The sequence below is a fragment of the Biomaibacter sp. TOL genome, from assembly GCF_059717795.1.
In genome coordinates, this window is sequence record NZ_AP046092.1 from 3,076,777 (window position 1) to 3,099,670 (window position 22,894).

General features: G+C 47.9%; 24 protein-coding genes and 1 riboswitch. Of the genes, 21 read left to right on the forward strand and 3 right to left on the reverse strand.

Translation table 11 applies throughout. The features are described 5' to 3' along the window. Window positions 1–4 precede the first annotated feature (4 nt). From AC6I1H_RS15200 to AC6I1H_RS15280, 17 genes are all read left to right on the forward strand, one after another. Window positions 5–1,582 carry a response regulator gene (locus tag AC6I1H_RS15200; protein ID WP_497738365.1) on the forward strand — a complete coding sequence of 526 codons (1,578 nt, stop codon included), beginning with the start codon at window positions 5–7 and terminating at the stop codon, window positions 1,580–1,582. Window positions 1,583–1,784: 202 nt separating this feature from the next. After that, window positions 1,785–2,063, forward strand: coding sequence for an ethanolamine utilization microcompartment protein EutM (gene eutM / locus AC6I1H_RS15205; protein WP_497738366.1), 279 nt, complete (start codon window positions 1,785–1,787; stop codon window positions 2,061–2,063). 29 nt (window positions 2,064–2,092) lie between these two features. After that, window positions 2,093–2,878 carry a propanediol utilization microcompartment protein PduB gene (pduB, locus tag AC6I1H_RS15210; RefSeq protein ID WP_497738367.1) on the forward strand — a complete coding sequence of 262 codons (786 nt, stop codon included), beginning with the start codon at window positions 2,093–2,095 and terminating at the stop codon, window positions 2,876–2,878. A gap of 21 nt (window positions 2,879–2,899) precedes the next feature. Continuing rightward, window positions 2,900–4,579, forward strand: coding sequence for a propanediol/glycerol family dehydratase large subunit (locus tag AC6I1H_RS15215; RefSeq protein ID WP_497738368.1), 1,680 nt, complete (start codon window positions 2,900–2,902; stop codon window positions 4,577–4,579). Window positions 4,580–4,582: 3 nt separating this feature from the next. Then, on the forward strand, window positions 4,583–5,248 hold the full coding sequence (locus AC6I1H_RS15220; RefSeq protein ID WP_497738369.1) for a propanediol/glycerol family dehydratase medium subunit: 666 nt from the start codon (window positions 4,583–4,585) through the stop codon (window positions 5,246–5,248). Between the two features lies 1 nt (window position 5,249). Beyond that, a complete protein-coding gene (locus AC6I1H_RS15225; protein ID WP_497738370.1) occupies window positions 5,250–5,771 on the forward strand; it encodes a diol dehydratase small subunit in 522 nt (173 codons plus the stop codon). Between the two features lie 14 nt (window positions 5,772–5,785). Further along, window positions 5,786–7,600, forward strand: a complete 1,815-nt coding sequence (locus tag AC6I1H_RS15230; protein WP_497738371.1) for a diol dehydratase reactivase subunit alpha — start codon at window positions 5,786–5,788, stop codon at window positions 7,598–7,600. Beyond that, a complete protein-coding gene (locus AC6I1H_RS15235) occupies window positions 7,597–7,953 on the forward strand; it encodes a glycerol dehydratase reactivase beta/small subunit family protein (protein ID WP_497738372.1) in 357 nt (118 codons plus the stop codon). The genes AC6I1H_RS15230 and AC6I1H_RS15235 overlap by 4 nt, the downstream gene beginning before the upstream one ends. Window positions 7,954–8,087: 134 nt before the next feature. Further along, window positions 8,088–8,714 carry a BMC domain-containing protein gene (locus tag AC6I1H_RS15240; RefSeq protein ID WP_497738373.1) on the forward strand — a complete coding sequence of 209 codons (627 nt, stop codon included), beginning with the start codon at window positions 8,088–8,090 and terminating at the stop codon, window positions 8,712–8,714. Window positions 8,715–8,799: 85 nt separating this feature from the next. After that, window positions 8,800–9,372 (forward strand): phosphate propanoyltransferase, encoded by a 573-nt coding sequence (gene pduL / locus AC6I1H_RS15245; RefSeq protein WP_497740824.1) that lies wholly within the window; start codon window positions 8,800–8,802, stop codon window positions 9,370–9,372. A 15-nt stretch (window positions 9,373–9,387) separates the two neighbouring features. Next, window positions 9,388–10,218, forward strand: coding sequence for an ethanolamine utilization protein EutJ (eutJ, locus tag AC6I1H_RS15250; protein WP_497738374.1), 831 nt, complete (start codon window positions 9,388–9,390; stop codon window positions 10,216–10,218). A 4-nt stretch (window positions 10,219–10,222) separates the two neighbouring features. Next, window positions 10,223–11,008 (forward strand): hypothetical protein, encoded by a 786-nt coding sequence (locus AC6I1H_RS15255; protein ID WP_497738375.1) that lies wholly within the window; start codon window positions 10,223–10,225, stop codon window positions 11,006–11,008. Window positions 11,009–11,020: 12 nt separating this feature from the next. Then, window positions 11,021–11,296 (forward strand): EutN/CcmL family microcompartment protein, encoded by a 276-nt coding sequence (locus AC6I1H_RS15260; RefSeq protein ID WP_497738376.1) that lies wholly within the window; start codon window positions 11,021–11,023, stop codon window positions 11,294–11,296. Window positions 11,297–11,301: 5 nt separating this feature from the next. After that, window positions 11,302–12,282: a cob(I)yrinic acid a,c-diamide adenosyltransferase gene (locus AC6I1H_RS15265; RefSeq protein ID WP_497738377.1), complete on the forward strand. Its 981-nt coding sequence runs from the start codon at window positions 11,302–11,304 to the stop codon at window positions 12,280–12,282. Between the two features lie 16 nt (window positions 12,283–12,298). Further along, window positions 12,299–13,687, forward strand: a complete 1,389-nt coding sequence (locus AC6I1H_RS15270) for an aldehyde dehydrogenase family protein (RefSeq protein ID WP_497738378.1) — start codon at window positions 12,299–12,301, stop codon at window positions 13,685–13,687. 14 nt (window positions 13,688–13,701) lie between these two features. After that, window positions 13,702–15,027, forward strand: coding sequence for a 4Fe-4S dicluster domain-containing protein (locus AC6I1H_RS15275; RefSeq protein WP_497738379.1), 1,326 nt, complete (start codon window positions 13,702–13,704; stop codon window positions 15,025–15,027). A 14-nt stretch (window positions 15,028–15,041) separates the two neighbouring features. After that, window positions 15,042–15,587 (forward strand): BMC domain-containing protein, encoded by a 546-nt coding sequence (locus AC6I1H_RS15280; protein ID WP_497738380.1) that lies wholly within the window; start codon window positions 15,042–15,044, stop codon window positions 15,585–15,587. Between the two features lie 68 nt (window positions 15,588–15,655). On the opposite strand, the gene AC6I1H_RS15285 is transcribed toward AC6I1H_RS15280, so the two are convergent. The 3 genes from AC6I1H_RS15285 to AC6I1H_RS15295 all read right to left on the reverse strand — a co-directional run bounded on the left by AC6I1H_RS15285 (window position 15,656) and on the right by AC6I1H_RS15295 (window position 19,170). Then, window positions 15,656–17,011 (reverse strand): transglutaminase-like domain-containing protein, encoded by a 1,356-nt coding sequence (locus AC6I1H_RS15285; RefSeq protein WP_497738381.1) that lies wholly within the window; start codon window positions 17,009–17,011, stop codon window positions 15,656–15,658. A gap of 15 nt (window positions 17,012–17,026) precedes the next feature. Next, window positions 17,027–17,956 (reverse strand): class II fructose-1,6-bisphosphate aldolase, encoded by a 930-nt coding sequence (gene fba / locus AC6I1H_RS15290; RefSeq protein WP_497738382.1) that lies wholly within the window; start codon window positions 17,954–17,956, stop codon window positions 17,027–17,029. 89 nt (window positions 17,957–18,045) lie between these two features. Next, on the reverse strand, window positions 18,046–19,170 hold the full coding sequence (locus tag AC6I1H_RS15295) for an aminotransferase class I/II-fold pyridoxal phosphate-dependent enzyme (RefSeq protein ID WP_497738383.1): 1,125 nt from the start codon (window positions 19,168–19,170) through the stop codon (window positions 18,046–18,048). 312 nt (window positions 19,171–19,482) lie between these two features. Between AC6I1H_RS15295 and AC6I1H_RS15300 the strand changes: the two genes are divergently transcribed. From AC6I1H_RS15300 to AC6I1H_RS15315, 4 genes are all read left to right on the forward strand, one after another. Next, window positions 19,483–19,866, forward strand: coding sequence for a VOC family protein (locus AC6I1H_RS15300; RefSeq protein ID WP_497738384.1), 384 nt, complete (start codon window positions 19,483–19,485; stop codon window positions 19,864–19,866). 94 nt (window positions 19,867–19,960) lie between these two features. Next, complete coding sequence (locus AC6I1H_RS15305) at window positions 19,961–20,281, forward strand: hypothetical protein (RefSeq protein ID WP_497738385.1); 321 nt, start codon at window positions 19,961–19,963, stop codon at window positions 20,279–20,281. Between the two features lie 85 nt (window positions 20,282–20,366). Then, window positions 20,367–20,480, forward strand: a riboswitch (molybdenum cofactor riboswitch). 65 nt (window positions 20,481–20,545) lie between these two features. After that, window positions 20,546–21,025, forward strand: coding sequence for a 4Fe-4S dicluster domain-containing protein (locus AC6I1H_RS15310; protein WP_497738386.1), 480 nt, complete (start codon window positions 20,546–20,548; stop codon window positions 21,023–21,025). Beyond that, complete coding sequence (locus tag AC6I1H_RS15315) at window positions 21,025–22,827, forward strand: aldehyde ferredoxin oxidoreductase family protein (RefSeq protein WP_497740825.1); 1,803 nt, start codon at window positions 21,025–21,027, stop codon at window positions 22,825–22,827. Before AC6I1H_RS15310 ends, AC6I1H_RS15315 begins: the two co-directional genes overlap by 1 nt. Window positions 22,828–22,894 lie beyond the last annotated feature (67 nt).

Genomic DNA, 22,894 nt, shown 5'->3' on the forward strand with positions numbered 1-22,894 from the left:
TTTATTGTCTTATAAAGTGCTTGTTTGCGATGATGAATCTTTGGAAAGAGAAGTGCTGTCCATCATAATACAGCGGTCGGATCTTCCGCTGCAGGTGGTCGGGGTGGCAAGGGACGGCTATGAAGCAGTGGAAAAAACCCGGGAACTTCATCCGGATATAGTGCTGATGGACATAAAAATGCCCGGCAGAGACGGTCTTTCCGCATCCAATGAGATAAAAAATATAAATCCCAATATTAAAATTGTAATAATCACCGCATATGATGAATTCGATTTTGCCAAGGAAGCTCTTCGGATGGGCGCCGCAGATTACCTTTTAAAACCTGTCAGACCCGAAGAGATCTGCACGGTTCTGCAAAAAATCATCGCGCTTTATGACGAGGAAAAGAAAAAGCAGGTGCGTGACAGGGAATTGAGAGATGCTATAAAAAAAGCGGGCAGGCTGCTCAGATCATCTATTCTTGCGACAATGCTTCTTGGAGAGTATGAGGACGATACGGTCATAAAAGCCCAGGCCGAACTTCTCGAGATAGAAAAGCTCCCTGATTCGATACTTGTTGTAGAACCTGACATAGACCCTTCGGCGCCCGGCGCGGAGCTGGAGCGATATGAAATATTCAGGCAGATTGAGCAAATATCTGTCGGGCTTGATATTGAATTTATTCTGCCGCTAAGTGAAGAAATGGTGATAGGGATAACCTCGTCTAAAACCGAGCCGCGATATATGGCGGAGCAGATACGCAAAAATGTTGAAGAAAAAATGCAGACTACCGTGACCGTTGGAGTCGGCGAAGATGCGGGAAACCTGAAAAAAGTTTACAGGGAAGCATGCATGGCCGCAAAACTCGGCAAGTTTTTCCTTGGAGGCAACAGGATAATAACCAGGGATATGCTCGATGACCTGATGGGTTCTGAAGAAAGCATAACTTTTGAAAAAGAAGAAGAGCTCCTGGACTCTATACGCCGGTGGCAGGAAGATCGCGCCAAGGAAATTCTGGAAGAAATATTGAGAAAGCTGGTAGCATCCAGCCACGGTTCGATCATCTTTTGCCAGACAAGATTGGCGGAGCTTACCGGCCTTATATGGAGGACTGCGCGCCAGGCGGGCCTTATCAATCAAAAAAACTGGCATCTGGATTTTTCTCATTTGCAAAAACTTGGAAGGTGCCAGAGCATATCCAGCCTCAGGGCGTGGTGCAGGAGTTTTATCGAAGAGGTATTTGCAGAGAACAATCGGGAGCCTTTAAAACGAAATGTAGTAAAAAAGGCGGCCCAATATATAAAAGAAAATTACTACCAGGAGCTCAGCCTGACGGAGATAGCCGGGCTTATATATATAAATCCCGACTACTTCAGCAAATTGTTCAAAAAAGAAATGGGATGCACATATGCCGAATATCTGACAAGAATACGGGTGGAAGAAGCAAGAAAATTTTTGACAAACCCTTCGCTTACCATAGCGGAAGTAGGCAAAAAAGTGGGCTATTCCGACCCAAATTATTTCAGCAAGGTTTTTAAAAAAATTGTGGGATTGCCCCCGACGGAATACCGCCAGAGGATAGGGATCACGGAAAAATCGTAAATAAAAATGCTAAATATATCAAAAAATTACTGAATATATCGGAAAATTACAGATTACCCCTGCGAGATATTTGCAGGGATTTTTTTTATTGAGCGAAAATACAGAAACAACACATTTTAGTCCAGAGGGAAATTAACTTCAAAAAAGAAATAATGATATAAAACATATAAAATACATTAATTCATGGAGGTGCAAATTCAATATGGGTGGAGAAGCTCTGGGAATGGTGGAAACCAGAGGCCTGGTTCCCGCTGTAGAAGCGGCGGATGCCATGGTCAAAGCCGCCAATGTAAAACTCGTCGGGTATGAAAGGATTGGTTCCGGCCTTGTAACCGTTATGGTAAGAGGAGATGTGGGAGCCACCAAAGCCGCCACTGATGCGGGAGCGGCCGCTGCCAGGAAAGTAGGCGAGGTTGTGTCGGTCCATGTGATACCCAGGCCTCACAGCGATGTTGAAAAGATACTTCCTAAGGCAGAGTAATCCCGAAAGATTTTCAAGGAGGTGGAAGAATGGAGGATCAGGTAATCAAACAGGTGGTGCAGGAGGTTTTGAGCAAGGTACAGGTCGCTGAAAAGAGCGGAGAAAAACTACCGGCCTGTTCCAATCCGGGCCTTACGGAGTTTGTCGGCACGGCGATAGGCGACACCATCGGCCTTGTCATAGCAAATGTGGATTCGACGCTCCATGAAAAAATGGGTCTGGACAAAAAGTACCGTTCCATAGGCATAATAGGCGCCAGAACCGGTGCCGGTCCACAGATTATGGCTGCGGATGAGGCGGTCAAAGCTACGAACACGGAGATAGTATCCATCGAACTGGCAAGAGACACAAAAGGTGGGGCCGGCCACGGCTGCCTGGTGATTTTCGGAGCCGAAGAAGTTTCCGATGCCCGCAGGGCGGTGGAAGTATGCCTGAAAGAACTCCCCAGGACTTTCGGCGACGTTTATGCTAATGACGCCGGGCATCTTGAGTTTCAATATACGGCCCGTGCAAGCTTCGCCCTTGAAAAGGCCTTTGGTGCTCCTCTCGGCAAGGCTTTCGGACTGATAGTGGGAGCACCCGCCGCCATTGGGGTGGTATGCTGCGATACTGCGGTGAAAGCCGCTGAAGTAAATGTTATCGGATATGCCAGTCCGGCAAAGGGGACCAGCTTTACCAACGAAGCAATACTCTTCATTTCCGGCGATTCGGGAGCGGTGCGCCAGGCTCTGATAGCCGCCAGAGAGGTGGGCAAAAAGCTGCTGTCTACTCTGGGAGAAGAGCCGAAATCATCCTCCGGAGTCCCATATATTTAATACATGAAGGGAGGGAAAACATTGAAGTCCAAAAGGTTTCAAACCCTGGCTGAAAGACCCGTCAATAAGGACGGATTCGTGGCGGAATGGCCCGAAGTGGGACTCATAGCCATCGGGAGCCCGAACGATCCAAAACCCAGCATTAAAATCCAGGACGGAAAAATCGTCGAGATGGATGGAAAACGGCGGGAAGACTTCGACATGATAGAGAGGTTTATCGCCGATTACGCCATAGATATAGAAGCGGCGGAAAAAGCCATGTCCATGGACAGTGTGGAAATCGCACGAATGCTGGTAGACATAAATGTCCCCAGAGAGAGAGTGCTGGAGATATCTAAAGGCCTGACTCCGGCCAAGATAGTGGATGTGATCGATAAGATGAACATCCTGGAGATCATGATGGCCATGCTAAAGATGCGAGCGAGAAAAAGGCCGGGGAACCAGTGCCATGTGACAAATGTCAGAGATAATCCGGTGCTTATTGCGGCGGATGCCGCCGAAGGCGCCCTGAGAGGCTTCGATGAAGAAGAAACGACCGTCGGCATAACCAGATACGCGCCTTTCAACGCCCTGGCCCTTTTGATTGGAGCTCAGACGGGAAGGGGCGGCGTATTGACTCAGTGTGCCCTGGAAGAAGCCTTTGAATTGACCATTGGGATGAGGGGACTGACTTCATATGCGGAAACCATATCCGTATACGGGACCGAGCAGGTTTTCGTCGACGGAGATGATACACCCTGGTCTAAGGCCTTCCTGGCGTCGGCATATGCTTCAAGAGGACTTAAAATGCGGTTTACGTCCGGCACCGGTTCCGAGGTGCAGATGGGTTATGCCGAAGGCAAGTCCATGCTGTACCTGGAAGCCAAATGCGTTATGATAACCAAAGCCGCAGGAGTTCAGGGGCTGCAAAACGGTTCTATCAGCTGTATCGGCGTCCCCGGTGCCGTGCCGTCGGGTATTCGGGTTGTCGCAGGCGAAAATTTAATAACCATGATGCTCGATCTGGAAGTGGCGTCCGGGAATGATCAGACCTTCTCCCATTCTGATATACGAAGGACTGCAAGATTGATGCCTCAGCTTCTGGCCGGAACGGACCTTATTTTTTCCGGATACAGTGCGGTTCCGAATTATGATAATATGTTCGCCGGTTCCAATTTTGACATAGAGGATGTGGACGATTACCTTGCCATCCAGAGGGATTTGATGGTGGACGGGGGCCTCAGGCCTGTCACGGAAGAGGAGGCCATAGCTGTAAGGAACAAGGCCGCAAAAGCGCTTCAGGCGGTGTTTAAAAAATTGGGGCTTCCTCCGATTACCGATGAAGAAGTGGAAGCAGCCACACTGGCCAACGGTTCCAGGGATATGCCCGCCCGGGATGTAAATGAGGATCTAAAGGCGGCCACGGAGATGATGCAGAGGCGAATCACAGGTCTTGATGTAGTCCGTGCCCTGGCGGAGAGTGGTTATACCGATGTAGCCCAGAACGTGCTGAATATGCTGAAACAGCGCATAGCCGGGGATTACCTGCATACATCGGCGGTCCTGGACAAATCGTTCAACATCGATTCAGCCGTGAACAATCCCAACGATTATACCGGCCCAGGCACAGGCTACCGCCTGTCACCCGAAAGATGGCAAGAGATAAAAGAAATTCCACAAGCGTTAAAGCCTGAATCATTTAATATAGAGGAGGGGGCATAGGATATGATGAGCAGCGAAGCCCTCGTCGAAGAAGTCGTAAATGAAGTATTAAAAAGATTGCAGGGAAAAACCAAAGTTTCATCCCCGCTCGCGAATACCGGAAAGCCTGTACATATAGGCTTTGAAGAAATCGGCGAAGCTAAGGCGGGAACAAAAGAAGACGAAGTGGTGGTCGGCATATCGCCGGCTTTTGGGATAAAATTTAAAGAAAACATACTGGGGATCCCTCTGAGTGAAATTTTGAGGGAGATTCTAGCGGGGATTGCCGAAGAAGGGCTGAGCCCCAGGCTAATTAGGGTGAAACATACCGCCGATGTGGCGTTTATTGCCCATACTGCAGCCAAACTTTCGGGTTCGGGCATCGGCATAGGCATTCAATCCAGAGGAACCACCGTCATACACCAGAAAGATCTGCAGCCGCTCAACAATCTCGAACTGTTTCCACAATGTCCGGTTTTAAACCTGGATACTTATAGAGAGATCGGCAAAAATGCCGCCCGGTATGCTAAAGGAGAGTCACCAACCCCTGTTCCGGTGGAGAACGATCAGATGGCAAGGCCAAAGTTCCAGGCCAAGGCTGCAGTCATGCACAATTTTGAAACCAGTTACGTGACCCCCGGTGCAAAACCTGTTGAATTAAAAGTTTCATTCGGCAGGGGAGGTAATTGAAATGATAGATGAAAAGATGATAGAAGAAATAATCAGGGAAGTATTAAAAGAAGTAAATGCCGCGGGGGTAACAGCTAAAGAAAAACCTATTATGCAAAAGGGCAAAAACTTCGATCCTAAATCTGACTATCCCATCGGCGAAAAGAGGAAAGATCTGATAAAAACATCCACCGGCAAAAGTATGGACGATATAACGCTGGAGCAGGTCATGAAAGGAAACGTCAGTGCAGATGATTTCAGGATAACCGCAGAAACGCTGCTTCTACAGGCACAAGTCGCCGAAGCTGCCGGTAGAAAACAGTTCGCCGGCAATTTGAGAAGGGCCGCTGAACTGACAAAGGTGCCCGATGAGCGCATCCTGGAGATTTACACCGCTCTTCGACCCTACAGATCGAGTAAGCAGGAACTGCTGGATATAGCTGAAGAGCTGGATAAAAAATATAATGCTTCCGTTTGTGCTGCTCTTGTAAGAGAGGCGGCGGATGTGTATGAGAAAAGAAAAAGATTGAAAGGCATGGAATAACGGAGGATGAAAGCATGATAATTGCGGGCGCCGACATCGGCAATAACACCACGGAAGTGGCGCTGGCAAAAGTCAGCGGAAACCGGCCCGTGTTCATGGCCAGCGGCATATCGGCCACCACGGGAATTAAAGGGACACCCGACAACGTGGTAGGAGTGAGGCTTTCCCTTGAAGACGCAGTAACAAAGGCTGGTATAAAAATCAGCGATATAGATATTCTCAGGATAAATGAAGCCACTCCTGTCATTGCCGATGTGGCCATGGAAGCCATAACCGAAACGATTATTACGGAATCCACAATGATAGGGCATAACCCGTCCACGCCGGGCGGAGTGGGGTTGGGGGTAGGGGCGACTACCCCCATTTTTAAACTTGATGAGTGCGTACCCGGTGAGGATATAATAGTTGTTATACCTAAAAATGTTGATTTTGAAGATGCTGCAGGCATTGTAAACAATGCTCTGGCAAGAGGTGTCAATGTTAACGGCGCCATTGTTCAAAAGGACGATGGCGTGCTCATAGCCAACAGATTGATAAAAAGAATACCCATAGTTGACGAAGTGAGCCTTATTGAGAAAGTGCCTTTAAACATGACGGCGGTCGTGGAAGTGGCGGAACCGGGATTCACCATCAGGACTCTGTCGAATCCGTACGGCATAGCCGCCCAATTCGGCCTGAACTCTGAGGAAACAAAAAGCATTGTACCCATAGCCAGAGCCCTTATAGGAAACAGGTCCGCGGTGGTCATAAGGACGCCTATGGGAGACGTGAAGGAAAGAAAGATTCCTGCGGGGAGCCTTTTGATCAAGGGCGAGAATACAAAAGGCACTATAGATGTGGAAAATGGAGCAGATGCGATAATGGAATTGGTCGAAAGGCTGTGGCCGCTTGCGGATGTGGAAGGGAGCGCCGGGACCAATGTGGGCGGCCTGCTGGCCAAAGTTCGCGAGACCATGTCTGCTGTTACGGGCCAGGATGCGAAAGATATAAAAATACAGGATATCCTTGCGGTCGATACCCTGGTGCAGCAGAAGGTGAAAGGCGGGCTGGCCAATGAATTCTTTTCAGAAGATGCAGTGGCTCTGGCGGCCATGGTAAAAAGTTCCAGACTGCCCATGGAAAGAGTTGCGCAGAAGATTAAAGACGAGATAGGCGTGCCTGTGGAGATAGGCGGTATCGAAGCCCATATGGCCATTCTGGGAGCCCTGACCACCCCGGGTGCAGCCTCGCCCCTGGCTATACTTGATTTGGGTGGAGGTTCCACAGACGCGGCGTTTATAAATAAAGACAATAAAATCAGGGCAGTCCATCTGGCCGGGGCCGGAGAAATGGTAAACATGCTTATTGCTGCAGAACTGGGTGTAAATGATAGAGGCATTGTCGAGGATATAAAACGGTATCCTGCGGCAAAAGTTGAGAGCCTTTTTTCCATAAGACTGGAAGACGGCACGGTAAGATTTTTTGAAAAGCCCCTGGATCCTAAGGTGTTCGCGAGAGTAGTGCTGCTTAAGGAGAATGGTCTGGTGCCGCTTCCGCCGGAACTGAACCTGGAAAAAATAAGAAATGTTCGAAGGAAGGCGAAAGAACAGGTTTTCATAAAAAATGCCCTGAGAGCTCTTTCAAAGGTAGCTCCGGCAGGCAATATCAGACTGGTGGACTTTGTGGTCCTGGTGGGCGGGTCTGCCCTGGATTTCGAGATTCCGGAAATGATTTCCGACGCCTTGGCGGGATACGGTATAGTCGCCGGCCGGGGCAATATCAGGGGTTCTGAAGGTCCCCGAAATGCTGTGGCCACAGGTCTTGTTTTATCGGGGTGTGAAAAAGCATGAGAGGTTTTGAAGAGATAAAACCTTCCGTAATAATATACTGTGAAAATCCGGAAATGAGTTCCGCCGAACTCAGGCTTATAAAACAAGGGCTGGAAGAGGAGGGAGTCCCGGTGGAAATAAAGATATCGGATGGGGACGCCGAATCCATGGCAGTGAGTGCCGCAAGGGAGTCCCGGCTCGGGATCGGGATCGGCCTTACTTCTGATGGGAAGTGTCTTCTACAGCATCGGCGCATGCCTCCGGGCAATCCCGTTATGAAAATATTCCCTGGACTGCAGGATGGCAAAGATTACCGCTTAATCGGGTGCAATGCGGCCCGCCTCGCCAAGATAATGCCGCTGAAATTATATTAAGGACATTCCTCCTACTACTCCATATGATGCGGATACTCCTCTGCCTCCCGCAAGTTTCCTGCCAAAAAGGAGGCTCGTCCCTTAACATCTGAAGAGGAGGCATGTCCCCTAATATTAGCAAAAGGAGGGAAAGTGTGAAGACGGAAGCATTGGGGTTGATAGAGACAAAAGGTCTCATCCCGGCCGTGGAAGCAGCCGATGCGGCCTTAAAGGCTGCGGATGTGAGACTTTTAGGTTATGAACTGGCAAAAGGGCAGGGGCTGACCACTATAAAACTGGAGGGAAGTGTTTCAGCAGTGAAAGCTGCCGTAGCTGCCGCAGAAGCGGCAGCTTCTCGCGTGGGAGTTGTGGCGGCGGTTCATGTCATTCCCAGGCCCCATGAACAACTGGGCATGTTTACCGAAGATAAATCAGGAGAAATCCAGAAAACAACTCCTGCCGGGGTTCCAGCAGGATGGGAAGCTGAATATGAAAAATGCGACGAAAATGGAAATGATGCAAAAGAAGCAACAAGACAGGATCTAGAAGTAAAAGAAGAGTCAAAATGTGATTCGGATGGAAACGAATTGGAATCATATAGAGATGAACGAATAAATAACGAACAAAGAAATATTCAGGAAGAGGATGTTCAAGAGGAAATCCTGAATAAGATTGGCGAAGAAAATGAACAAACGGCCACCTGCAATCTGTGCAAAGACCCGAAATGCCCGAGGAAAAAGGGAGAGCCCCGATCCCTGTGCATTCACTATAGGAACGACTAAGAGGTGAGTGGGTTTGGATGTGGATTCAGATTTAAAAGACGCGATAAAAGAAACAATCAAGTGCTATTTACTGGAAAAACAATCCATGTGTTTAAATCTGCCAGTCAATGTTTCTGCGCGCCATGTGCATCTTTGTCCGGAACATATCGAACACCTCTTCGGCAAGGATTACAAGCTCACACCTATAAGAGAGCTCATGCAGCCCGGCGAATATGCTACCAAGGAGACAGTGATCGTGGTGGGGCCAAAGGGTATACTCCAGAACGTGCGGGTGCTGGGGCCGCCCCGCAAAGCGACTCAGGTGGAAATATCCCGGACCGATGCATATATACTCGGTCTAAACCCGCCCGTGAGGGATTCTGGGAACCATGAAAACACGCCGGGTTGCATACTGGTGGGGCCCATGGGAGGATTGAGGATAGAGAAAGGGGTTATCCTTGCTGAAAGGCATATACACATGCCGCAGGATATGGCAGAAAAAATGGGATTTAAAGACAGAGATTTGGTGAAGGTCAGGACCGATGGAGAAAGAAAGGTCATCTTTGATAATGTCCTTCTAAGGGTATCTCCCCGCTATGTTCTTGAAATGCATGTGGATACGGATGAAGCCAACGCCGCCGGAATTGAAAATGGGGACACGGTATGCTTGCTTTTATAAGGAAAGGATGAGCGTATGAAGGTGGATGTAAGTTGCGGTGAAAGGCTATGTCAGGCTTTTGCTGATTGTCTGGCGGGTAAGGTTAACCGGCCTGCAAGGAATTTGAGAGTGGGCGTAGACCTGGGGACTGCGAATATCGTGACGGCGGTCCTTGACAGTGAAGACAACCCAGTTGCAGGCAGAATTCGGAGAGCTCAGGTCGTAAAAGACGGCCTGGTAGTGGATTTTGTGGGAGCGAGGACCATCGTTTCAAAAATGGTGGAAGAGCTGGAGACCCAACTGGGCCAGCCGCTCAGGTACGCTTCCTGTGCCGTGCCTCCTGGTACCACGTTTGCCGATTGCAAATCTACTAAGTACGTGGTGGAATCCAGCGGACTGGAGGTTCTGGATGTGTTTGGGGAACCGCAGGCGGCGGCAAAGGTGCTGGGCATCACCGATGGAGCGGTGGTGGATATAGGAGGCGGGACCACGGGCATTTCTGTGATTAAAGACGGGAAGGAAATTTATACGGCGGACGAACCCACAGGCGGCACGCATTTTACTTTGGTAATCGCAGGGTATTATAATATTTCTTTTGAAAAAGCCGAAGATATAAAGCTTGATGAGTCGAACCAGGCGAAACTTTTTCCAATTCTGCATCCCGTTATGGAGAAGGTTGCGAGCATTATAGAAAGACATGTGTCGCAGTTTGATATAGATATGATTTACCTTGTAGGAGGCACCAGCTCCTTAAAAGGATTGAAAGATGTAGTGGAAAAAAGAGTGGGGATTAAGACATATATTCCGAATCATCCCCTGTATGTCACGCCGCTGGGGATAGCGCTTTTGTGTCCGAAGGGGGAGTGATTGAATGATTTCGAAAGAAATCGAACAAAAGATAAGAAAGATAGTGGAAGAAGTTGTATTCAGGCATCTGAACAAAAGACTGCTTGTGGTTTTTACCGGAGGCATGGGAGGATTTGCCGATGCCGTACATGAAATAAAAAAGGCGGTTTCCGACAATGCATTGAAATGCGATATCCTTTTTTCAAGAGCGGCTGCGGAAATTCACGATGTGGTTTCGATTTCGAAAGAACTGAATGCCGGACAGGTCATAGTCGAAGGAAAAGACAGCATAAAATCTTTTAAAGATTTTTTAAATCCCTACACTCTGGTGGTGGTAGGATTGCTCACCAGAAATACGGCAGCAAAGGCCGCCAGATTATTTCTGGATACATACGCGGCGCAGACCATAATAGACTCGCTCATGATGGGCATTCCGGTGACTTGCGCCCTGGATGCGGCAGACCCCAGGCTGGAGGCATGGGAAAAACTAGGATTCATATGGTCCAACGGTGCCCTAAAAACGGCACTGGAAGAAAATATAAATACACTCTCCGGGTACGGCGTAAAATTTTGCAGAGCAAAAGAATTATACGGCGCCATAACTTCCCAATTTTATGGCAAGCCTCAACAAAATATTTTCTCTGGAATGAAAGATGAATCCATAAGAATAGAAAGAAAAATCATCACCCGCGGGGATATAATCCCCCACATAAAGGAAGGGTGCGGGATTACAATACCGAAAAATGCCGTAATCACGCCGCTAGCCCTTTATGTCATAAGAGAAAACAATTTACAGGTAATCAGGGAATGAAGGAGGAAAACCATGCAAATTGCCAGGGTGATAGGCACGGTGGTGGCAACTAGAAAGAACGATGCGTTAATCGGTTCCAAACTCCTCATAGTGAAGCCTTTAAACACTAGTCTTCAAGAGGATGATTCAAAAGATATCGTAGTGGCGGTGGACACCGTGGGTGCGGGCAAAGGAGAACTGGTATTGCTTGTGACCGGCAGTGCCGCGGGTAAGGTTATGGCAGATTCAAACGCTCCTGTCAACGCCGCCGTCATAGGCATTATCGACGATATAGAGATAAGCGGGTGAATGCGATGACGACCGTATACACAAAAACCGGGGATGAAGGTCAGACGGGTTTAATCGGGGGAAAAAGAGTGGCCAAGTTCGACAGCAGAGTAGAAGCCTACGGTACCGTCGACGAGGCGGTGTCGGTTCTAGCCCTGGCTAGAAGCCAGGCAAAACGCGAACTTGCCCAAAATATTTTAAAAAAAGTGGAAGAAGAACTGTTTTTAGTGGCTGCAGAATTGGCCTGTCCGGCGCCGGAAAAATTTCTCAAAAAAAAGGTTGAGCTTTCCGAAATCGAATGGATGGAAGGAACCATAGATGAAATTATGAGCAGGATTGCCTTTAAAAGAGATTTCATTGTCCCGGGACCTTATGCCTCTTCGGCTTTGCTTCATATGGCAAGGACCGCAGTGCGCAGAGCGGAGCGGCGGGCGGCGGTCTTGAAAGTCCGCGGCAAAATCAGGCCGGAATTATTAAAATATCTCAACAGGTTGTCGGATCTTATTTACGCTCTTGCCCTGTTCGAAGAACAGGAAGAAATGATATTAACCATAACAAAAAAAGTCAAGGTGGCACTGGAAATGAGCGGTGATATAAAAAATTTGACGCTTGACATTGCTTTGAAAATAACCGCCGCCGCTAGAAAAAAGGCGGAAGAAATTCAAAAGCCCATGGTAATAGCGGTGGCGGACCAGGGCGGATATTTGATAACGCTTCACCGCATGGACAAAGCCCTGCTGGCGAGCGTGGAGATAGCAAAAGACAAAGCCTTCACAGCGGCGGTGCTGAAAATGCCCACCGAAGAACTGGCAAAAATAGCTGCCCCCGGAGAGCAGCTTTACGGTATTAACTCTGTCGCCGGCGGGAGGATTATAACCTTCGGCGGCGGTATACCCATTTGCTCCAGCGGGGAAGTTATAGGTTCAATAGGAGTGAGCGGCGGAAGTGTAAGTGAAGATATCGAGGTGGCACGGGCGGGATTGGAAATTTTGCTAACCTTAAAATAAGGAGGTTTTTACCTAGATGGCTCTGGATGAAAAATTTGTTTCAATAGTGGCAAAAAAGATTTTGGAGGAAATTGAAGCAAAATCGCGAAATACCCGGTCCGATAAAGCTATATATGAAAATGTGGACGACGCCGTCGAAGCGGCTGTGCGGGCGCAAAAAAGATTTGCTTTACTGGATCTGGAAAAAAGGGAACAAATCATTAAATCAATCCGCGAAGCGTGTCTGAACAACGCCCGAGTTCTGGCCGAAATGGCTGTGGAAGAAACCCGCATGGGCAGGGTGGAGGATAAAGTGGTGAAGAATATCCTGGCTGCTCAAAAAACCCCGGGCACCGAAGATTTAAAGACCACAGCCTGGACCGGCGACCACGGCTTGACCCTTGTGGAGATGGCCCCCTTTGGAGTGATAGCATCGATAACTCCAATGACCAACCCTATCGCTTCTGTGATAAACAACAGCATAAGCATGATTGCGGCTGGAAACGCAGTGATATTCAATCCTCACCCCAAAGCTAAAAATTGCTGCAACAAAACCGTCGAAATCATCCACAATGCTATTACAAAGGCAGGAGGCCCCGACAGCCTGGTCTGCAGCATAAGCGAGCCGACCATTGAAACCGCTGGCAGACTCTTTGCCCACCCCGGAGTACAGCTGATATCCGCCACAGGAGGTCCGGGAGTTGTAAGGGCAGCTCTGTCATCGGGCAAAAAAGCTATAGGCGCCGGTGCTGGTAACCCGCCGGTGGTAGTGGATGAAACAGCCGATTTTGTGAAGGCAGCCCACGACATAGTGTGCGGTGCCAGTTTCGACAACAACCTGCCGTGTATTGTGGAAAAGGAATTGATCGCAGTGGAATCCATTGCCGAAAAGCTCATGGGGAGATTTTCGAGAGAAGGGGCATATATCCTCCGCGGCAAAGACATTGACGCACTGACTGAAAGAATAATCGGGTCCGGTGAAATAGACAAAGAACTGATAGGCAAAGATGCAACTGTCATTCTGCGGGAAATCGGAATCGAAGTGGGCCCGGACGTGCGCCTTGTCGTGATGGAAGTAGGGCCGGACCATCCGCTGGTGTATCATGAACAGTTGATGCCGGTGCTGCCCGTCGTAAAGGTTCCCACTGTAGAGGATGCCATTGAGCTGGCGGTTCGAGCTGAGGGCGGGAATAAACACACCGCCGTCATGCATTCAAAGAATGTAGACAACATGACCAATTTTGCCAGAAGAATTCAAACCACCGTTTTCGTCAAGAATGCGCCGTCTTACGCCGGCATAGGGGCGGGCGGAGAGGGCTTTGCCACCTTTACCATAGCAGGGCCCACCGGAGAAGGCGTAACATCCGCCAGGACATTCACCAGGCAGAGGAGATGCGTGCTGGTGGATGGCTTCAGGATTGTATGAGTGGAGGGTTTAATTTGGCTGAAAGACAAGAATTAACAAAGGCAATAAAACTTGCCGGAGTCGTGGGTGCAGGGGGAGCGGGCTTTCCAACCCACATTAAGCTGCAAGCCGCATGTGATGTGGTCATAGCCAATGCTGCCGAGTGTGAACCTCTGCTGACAAATAATCAGGTACTGATAAAAAACAGTGTGGGTGCGGTGATAGACGGTTTAAACCTGGCCATGGAGGCTACAGGGGCACAAAGGGGAATTGTAGCCATAAAAAAGAAATACCGGGAAAGCCTGGCAGCAATAGAGAATGCAATAAGAGAACAAGCCCGAATAAGCATTTTTTTGCTTGACGATTTTTACCCTGCAGGAGATGAGCATGTGCTAGTTTATGATGTACTGGGCCGAAAAATCCCGGAAGCCGGGATACCGATTGACGTCAATGCGGTGGTGCAGAATGTGGAGACGCTGTACAACATTTCCCGCGCCGCAAAGCAAATGGCAGTTACGGATAAATATGTGACCGTGAGCGGAGCGGTGAAAAATCCGTTTACCGCCAGGGTTCCGCTGGGAACACCTGTTAAAAAGCTGCTGGAAATGGCAGGAGGCACAACTGCAAAAGAATTTGTGCTTTTCGACGGCGGACCGATGATGGGAAAAGTCGTCGGCCTAGACAGCGTGGTCACAAAAACAACATCTGGATTGCTGTCTATTCCTGCCGGCACCCATCCCTGGCTGTCAAAAAAAATAAATCTACATGTCCAGATAATAAGGGCCAGATCCGCCTGTTGCCAGTGTCGCGAATGCACCGAACTGTGCCCCAGGCGCCTGCTGGGGCATTCGCTGGAGCCTCACAGGATTATGCGCGCTGTGGCCAACAGCATTTCCGATGTGACCGCTCTTAAAACGGCTTTAATATGTTCGGAGTGCGGGCTTTGCGAAATAGTGTGCCCCATGGGGCTCAGCCCCAGGGCAATAAATGTGGAAATCAAAAAAACCATGCAGCAAAAAGGGATAAAATATGAGAAAAGACCGGTGCTTACAGAAATTAAGGAAAGGGCTTGGCGGAAATATCCCGCAAAAAAACTGCTGGCTAGAATAGGCCTGGATGAATATGCCGTAAATCATGCGGCGCTGATGAAGGAAGAAATAAAGGTAGACGAAGTAACCCTGCCCTTAAAACAGCATATTGGAGTTCCAGTCTATCCCACAGTTCAGGAAGGGCAGAAGGTTGAAAAAGGCGATATAATAGCGCAAATCCCTGAAGGAAAAATCGGAGCCAACCTTCATGCCAGCATCAGCGGCGTTGTTACCAGGGTGGGGCAGGAATGCATAACAATCTCCAATAAATGATCGGAGGCGATCTTTTGAAGACCATTGGATTGCTGGAATTCAGAGAAATAAGCAGGGGAGTGCAAGCTGCCGACGCCATGATGAAAGCCTCACAGGTGGAACTTCTTCTGGCCACCAGTGTGTGTCCGGGGAAATTCATTATATTGATTTCCGGCGATGTGAGTGCCGTTAAAAACTCCATCACGGCGGGCAGAGAAGCCTTTAAAGACGGAGTAGTGGACGAATTCGTTCTGCCCAACGTACATCCATCGGTAATTCCTGCGCTTTCAGGCACTGCGGCTTGCGAAAAAATAGCAAGGTCGGTGGGATTTATAGAGACGTTTACCGTGGCATCGGCAATAAAAGCGGCGGATGCCGCCGTCAAAGGCGGAAATGTCCATCTTTCGGAAATCAGGATAGCCCGGGGAATGGGAGGAAAGTCCATTGTTATTCTGACAGGAGAAATCGACGCCGTAAAAGCGGCAGTTTCCAGCGGAATTCAAAATGTGGAGGAAGGGCTTCTGGTATCCCATGCCGTCATAAGCAACATCAATCCAGCACTGATGAATCAGCTAATTTAACAAACGCCATAAAAAAATGACCATTAACATGGTCATTTTTACATATTCAAGCGGGGAAAATTTAAATTCTATATCTCATGTATATCAATTATCTCCATTATTGATTCAAAATCCGTTGAATACACATTTCCATCCGCGTATTCTATTTCTCCCACCTGGTTGTCGTAAGGGTCGGAACGCAGGAATGCCTTTTTCGGTGTAAATTCCTGCTGGAATTCGGAGTTGGCGGGCATTCTGAAGGGGTCGATGTTTCCAAAATAGAAATTCCACACCTCATTACTGCCCTTTCTCAGCGCGCCTGCGCCGAAGGACGGGTCTGAATACAGCCAGCCGTAGGGCTCTATATAAAATTGGGCCCAGTCGTGGCAGCCGATACGGTGGGGGTTGACATAGAGGCCCGACTGCCATTTTGCGGGGACGCCGGAAATCCTGCAAAGAGTTATGAAAAGCAGGGCCTGGACACCGCAGTCGCCCTTAAGATTCAGCGCTGCGTATTCGGTGATGTTCAGTATTGCCGAATAGGACCTTACAAAAGAATATTTTACATTGCAGGTTATGTAATCATATATCATTCTGGCTTTTTTCAGAGGATTTTTTTCATTTCCCACAATTTTGGCCGCCAGGTTTTTCAGATATGGCGTAAAGGCAATATGCGGCAACAGTTCATCTGTATAAAAATCCGGCTGGTCGGCCTTGACTTCGTAATAGTCAAGCTTTGTATAACAAACATGGTTCTCATATGAATATTCCACGGTGAATACATCGCCGCCTTTGAGTTTTTCTTCAAAGTAAACGGTCCTTGACGGGTGATAGTCGGGGGATATAAAAGCGGGTTTATGAGATGTATTTAATATTTTGATGTTTTTAATCCCTTTTTCGGCAGCCGGGATAGGAAGGTAAACCCTGACGGTTTCTCCTATCCTTTCGGCTTCTTTTTTAAGTTTCACGCCGGTTTTTACATGTATATGATAGCTCTTTTGGCCATGTTCAATGATATTTTTAACTGTGGTATCCAGGATGTCTGATTCTTTATCCGAGTTTTTGTCGGAATTAATCAACCGGTCCTTAATTCCTGGCAGGGTCTTTTTTACATTTTCCAGGAATCTCCTGTGAAACATCAATTTGCCGTTTACAAAGGCCCAATCAGCATACCCTTCGTCTTTTAAAGATTCCAGCTCCTCTCTGGTAAAATCCCTTATCTCGGAAGCGGCAAGCTTTAAAGCTTCTTCAAAGGGATATATGTATTCGTTTTCGAGCCTGCTTAGCCTTTCCTTTTCAAAAATAAGCCTATCCCTCAACATATCGCCTATATTTTTTTTAAGTTTCAAGTCGATAAGCCTGCGTGCACCTTCGAAATCGCCGTAAATCACAAGATTCTGAATGTCTTCCGGAAGGTTTACCATTAAAAAATCCAGATTAATCATCCAATCACCTTCACTTTATATTTTTCCATCACAGCCCAGAACGTTTTTAATTTTATGCCGCACCATTTCCTTTATGGCATCCCGGGCCACGCCCAGATATTTTCTCGGGTCAAATTCCGATGGATTTTCCGCTAGGTATTTTCTAACCGATGCGGTCATGGCAAGGCGCAAATCAGTATCTATGTTTATCTTGCAGACCCCCATCCCTGCAGCTTTCTTTAGCATTTCTTCGGGTACACCCTTTGCACCGGGGATACTGCCGCCGTATTTGTTGCATGCCTCTACAAATTCAGGCAGCACGGTGGAGGCCCCGTGGAGCACCAGAGGAAATCCGGGGAGCATCTTTGTTAATTTTTCCAGACGTTCAAAATCAAGTTTCGGTTCACCCTTGAACTTATATGCCCCGTGGCTGGTACCTATGGCCACCGCCAGCGAGTCCACGCCTGTCCTTTCCACAAATTCCACGGCCTGGTCGGGGTCGGTAAAGGTAGCTTCCCTTTCGGATACGTTTACGTTGTCTTCTATGCCTGCCAGTTTTCCGAGCTCCGCCTCGACTACAACGCCTCTTTCATGGGCGTACTCTACGACTTTTTTGGTAATGGCTATATTTTCCTCAAAGGGGTGTTTGGAACCGTCGATCATGACCGAAGTGAAACCGTCGTCCACGCAGGCTTTGCAGATTTCGAAATTTTCACCGTGGTCCAGATGCAGCACTATGGGAAGGCCCGTGTCTTCTATGGCTGCTTCCACGAGTTTCCTGAGGTATACAGGCTTTGCGTATTTTCTGGCCCCCGCGGAAACCTGCAGGATTAATGGGGCTTTTTCTTCTTTCGCCGCTTCCACGATGCCCTGGATGATTTCCATGTTGTTTACATTGAAGGCGCCTACGGCATACCCGCCTTCATAAGCTTTCCGGAACATTTCTCTTGATGTTACCAATGGCATGATAAAACCTCCCGATTTTAAGTTTTAAATACCAATAACAAGTATATTACAAAAAAATTAAAAATGAAAGGTACAAATGTAAACCTGTTTTAGCTCAATGAGTTTAAAAAAGACGAGAATATGGAAAGCCCGGTCTGGAACATCTTGCTGTCATTACCAAATCCTATCCTCAGGTAGCCCGGCATTTCGAAACATTCTCCTGGCACCATGAGAAGGCCTTCTTTCTCAAAAAGCCTTTTACAAAGTTCTTCTGTAGTCATTGATATGTTCTTGACGCGGGGGAAAGTTAAAACTCCGGCTCTGGGCGTGACATAGTCAAAGAAATGCGAATGTTCTTTAAACCATTTCAAAAGTGTTTCGAGATTCTGCCGGGCGATGCCAAGGTTTCTGTCCATGACCTTTTCAATGTTTTTCAGGGCGAAGGCGGCCAGAAAATCGTTTATGGGCGAGTTGCTGATGGAGGTGTAATCCTTCCAGCACCAGCAGCGGTTGACCAGGTCCTCTGGAGCCGCTATCCATCCTAAGCGCAATCCAGATAGACCATAGGCCTTGGACATGCTTCCTACGCTGACGGCTTTTTTGCTTAAAGTGCGACCGTAAGGCGGCACCGCACCGGGTTCCAGAGCGAAATCATGGTATACCTCGTCGCAGAGCACCCAGAAATCCTGTTCCTCGGCCCATGAAAGAATGGTTTTAAGCTGGTCTTCGGATATTACCGCACCGGTGGGGTTGTGGGGAATGTTGAGAACAATCATTTTCGTATTATCGTCTATAAGGGCTTTGAGTTCGTCGATATCAGGTTCATATCCTCTGTCAATGCTCATATTCCAGTACTTTATGCGGGCCCCTCTGGCTTCTGCGGTGGAATACAGGGCTTGATACGCCGGAAACTGAACGATGACCGTGTCGCCGGGTTCCACCAGGGAGTTAGTCACAAGAAAATCCGCTTCAATGGCTCCGGTGGTGATGAGAATGTTTTCAGGGCCGGTGTTTTCGTAAAATGACGAGATTATTTCCCGCAGGGATTGACTACCGGTGGTGGGATTGTAACTTATCTTTACGCGAAGCAGTTCGTCCAGAACTTCAAATTTCTTTCCCAGGGACAGAAGTTCGTCAAGAGTGAAAGCCTTGGCATCGGTTTCCGCCAGGTTGTAAAAAGCGCCGTGTTCATAAGAATTTATCCATCTTTCTACTCCGAAAGTCTTGATGTTCATATATATCAACTCCTTGTCAGGTATTGTATGCATGATTTTTAAAAAACCTGGATTCATATTTTAATACATTATATGCTAAAATTTATTATTATACAAGGATGATTTTTCATAAAATAATTTCCCGCTGGATAAGGTCCGGCGAGCGGTTGATTATATAGCATTAAGTTTATACATCTGAATCGACATTGAATTAAATTAGGATAATATTTTCCAGAATAAGAAGGATTTTATTAAATTACGTCGAATGTATATTATATTGAGACATGGTTTCATATTATGAATCTTCCATTATCATAAAAGGAGATGATGCGTATGTTAAATCTGGAACACGTGGGGATTTGTGCTCGGGACCCAATAGCATTGAAAGATTGGTATGTAAAGCTTTTTAATCTTAAAATCGTATATGATAACAAAAAGGAAAAACCCACTTATTTTCTTCTCTTGCCGGATGGGGGCTTAATTGAAATATATCCTGCGGAAACCGCAAGCGAAAGCGTTAATAACAGTTGTCAGGGTATAAGGCACCTGGCTTTTGGTACAGACGATATAGAAAAGGAATATGAAAATCTTTTGAAGAATAATGTAGAAATCGTGACCGAATTGAGCACTAATGCAAAGGGTGTCAAAACCGTTTTTTTCAAAGATGTCGAGGGGAACATAATTCACTTTATACAAAGGCCTCAGCCTTTATGTTGATGTTATTTAAAGTGCATCGGATCGCTTGCCGGGGTGTTTGATTTGCCCATAATTAAGATGGCCGCCGTGCCCAATAAAATTGAAGTTTTAAGGAATGTCGGATATCTTACAGGTGTCGACCGTATTTATTGTAGTGATAATGACCCTGGGGTCAGGTATAGATGAAAAATCCGCATCATGTTTCGAGAACGGAGATTATATGCGGGGGATGATTTTCGACAGCATCGGTATCTCTGTTTTAAAAGATATAAGCCACAGGTTTCTGGTTGAGCTGGCAAAGAAAGCCAGGGAATCCGGCTATGGCGTTACCCGCCCTATTTCTCCGGGATGTGACGGCTGGGATATTAAAGACCAGTCGGCTGTGTTTGAGCTGTTTAACGCGAAAGAATTTTTTCATAAAAATCATACACCTTAAAAATTGAATAATTTTCAATCAAAAAAAGGAATATTATAAAAAATGTAGAATATAAATACTATGGAATTGAAACATAGATTAATAAAATATTAATGTTCTCCGAGCCCATAAAAGCTGGCGAAGGTTTTATGGGCCGTTAGGGCATGCGGGAGAAATCCCCATACCTGCCGGTTTGCAAAGGAGTTCATCTGCTTTTAATTAAATTAAAAGTGGGTGAACTTTTTTACTTAAATACCAGGATTATAAAAAAAGGAGGAGTGAAAATTGAGCAAGATCCTGACCATTTCCCCGGACAAGTGCACAGGCTGTAGGAGCTGCGAACTAATATGCTCCTTCAGCAAGATCCAGGCGTTTAATCCCAAAAGCTCCCGGGTTTCGGTGCTTGCATTTGAGGACATGGCGGTATCGGTGCCCGTGATGTGCATGCAGTGCGAAGAGCCCTCATGCATGAAGGTATGTCCCGTATCTGCCATAACAAGAACGCCTGAAGGCACCGTGCTCATCGACGACGCTAAGTGTATCGGATGCAAGATGTGCGTGAGTGCGTGCCCGCTTGGCAACATCAGCTTCAGCACCGTGGAGCGAAAGGTCGTAAAATGCGACCTGTGCAAAGGAGAGCCGAAATGTGCTGAAAATTGCCCGTCGGGAGCCATTCAGTACAAAGAGGCCACTCCCGCAAATCTTTCCAGAAAAAAGTTTATTGCTGAAAGATTCAAGGAATTATTCGGGGAGGTGACTCAATGATGTTCGGATGGACCGGGACCATACTCAGGGTGAATTTAAGTGACGGGACAATAAAAAAGGAGGCTATTAATCCGAAAGACGCTAACCTTTATCTCGGTGCAAGAGGCCTGGCCACAAAGATAATGATGAATGAAGTGGATCCCAAAGTAGATCCGCTGAGCCCCGACAACAAGCTCATTTTCATGACAGGGCCGCTTACCGGGACTTTTGCAGCTACTTCGGGCAGGTATGTGGTTGTTTCGAAGGCGCCCCTGACGGGCACCATCGGATCATCCAATTCCGGAGGGCACTTCGGCCCAGAACTGAAGTTCGCAGGTTTCGATGGAATTATCTTTGAAGGAAAGGCTGAAAAGCCTGTCTATCTGTGGATAGATGATGACCGTGTAGAATTAAGAAGCGCTGAACACCTGTGGGGGAAAAATGTTCATGAGACCACCGACGAACTTTTAAAAGAGACTGCGGAGGATGCAAGGATTGCCTGTATAGGGCCTGCCGGCGAAAAAATGGTGCTCTTTGCCACCGTGATGAACGATAAGAATAGGGCTGCGGGGCGCTCCGGCATGGGAACGGTTATGGGTTCAAAGAACCTTAAAGCAGTTGCCGTGAGGGGATCAAAATCGGTAGAGGTGGCAAAACCAGAAGCTTTTTTAGAAGCCTGCATGGAGGCCAGAAAGAAGATAAAGGAGAATCCGGTTACCGGAACAGGGCTTCCTACCTATGGGACCGAAATTCTGATAAATGTGGTGAATCAGGCCGGAGCCCTTCCTACCAGGAACTGGAGAGATGGGGGCGTGTTTGAATATGCGGAAGATATCAGCGGTGAGACACTTCGGGAAAAGTATCTTGTTAAGAATAAAGCGTGTTTTGGCTGCCCGATAGGCTGTGGCAGGGTTACCAGAATACCCGAAGGCAGGTTCAAGAGTTTCGGAGAAGGGCCCGAATACGAGCCTGGATGGGCATATGGAGCCAGTTGCGGCGTAAGGGATTTGGCGGCTGTCAGCAAAGCAAACTTCATCTGTAACGAGTTGGGTCTGGACCCCATCACCATGGGCACTACCATAGCATGCGCCATGGAACTCTACGAAAGGGGAATCATTTCCCGGGAAATCGCCGGAATGGATTTGAGATTCGGTAATGCGGACGCCATCGTGGAACTGACCAAGCTTACGGGTATGAGGGAAGGTTTTGGAGATAGATTGGCCCTGGGGTCTTACAGGATGGCGGAAAGCTTCGGGCACCCCGAACTTTCCATGTCGGTGAAGAAGCAGGAAATGCCGGCCTACGACGGCAGAGGCGCCCAGGGCATGGGCCTTGAATACGCCACCTCCAATAGAGGCGGATGCCATGTGAGGGGCTATATGACTTCTCCGGAGATTCTTGGGATACCCGAGAAGCTGGATCCCCTGGTGACTACCGATAAAGCCGCGTGGCTCAAAGTTTTCCAGGATCTGACCGCGGTAGTGGATTCTGCAGGCATTTGTCTTTTTACAACATTCGCCATAGGACTTCCGGAGATTTCATCCATGTTGAGGGGCGCCCTTGGCTGGGATGTTTCCGATGAGGAAGTCTTGAAAATAGGCGAAAGGATATGGAATCTGGAAAGGTTGTTCAATATTGCCGCAGGATTTACCTCTGACGACGACACTCTGCCGCCCAGGCTTTTAAAGGAGCCTCTGCCTTCAGGACCGGCAAAGGGCAAAGTGGTGGAGCTTGACAAAATGCTTCCTGAATATTACCGCGTGCGCGGGTGGAACGAGGAAGGTGTCCCGACAGAAGAGAAACTGGCGGAGCTGTCCATATAAAGAGAAGCCGGAGATCAGAAGTGAGAGGTCCGAAATCTGATTTCCTGCTTTGTTGTGCGGCATATCC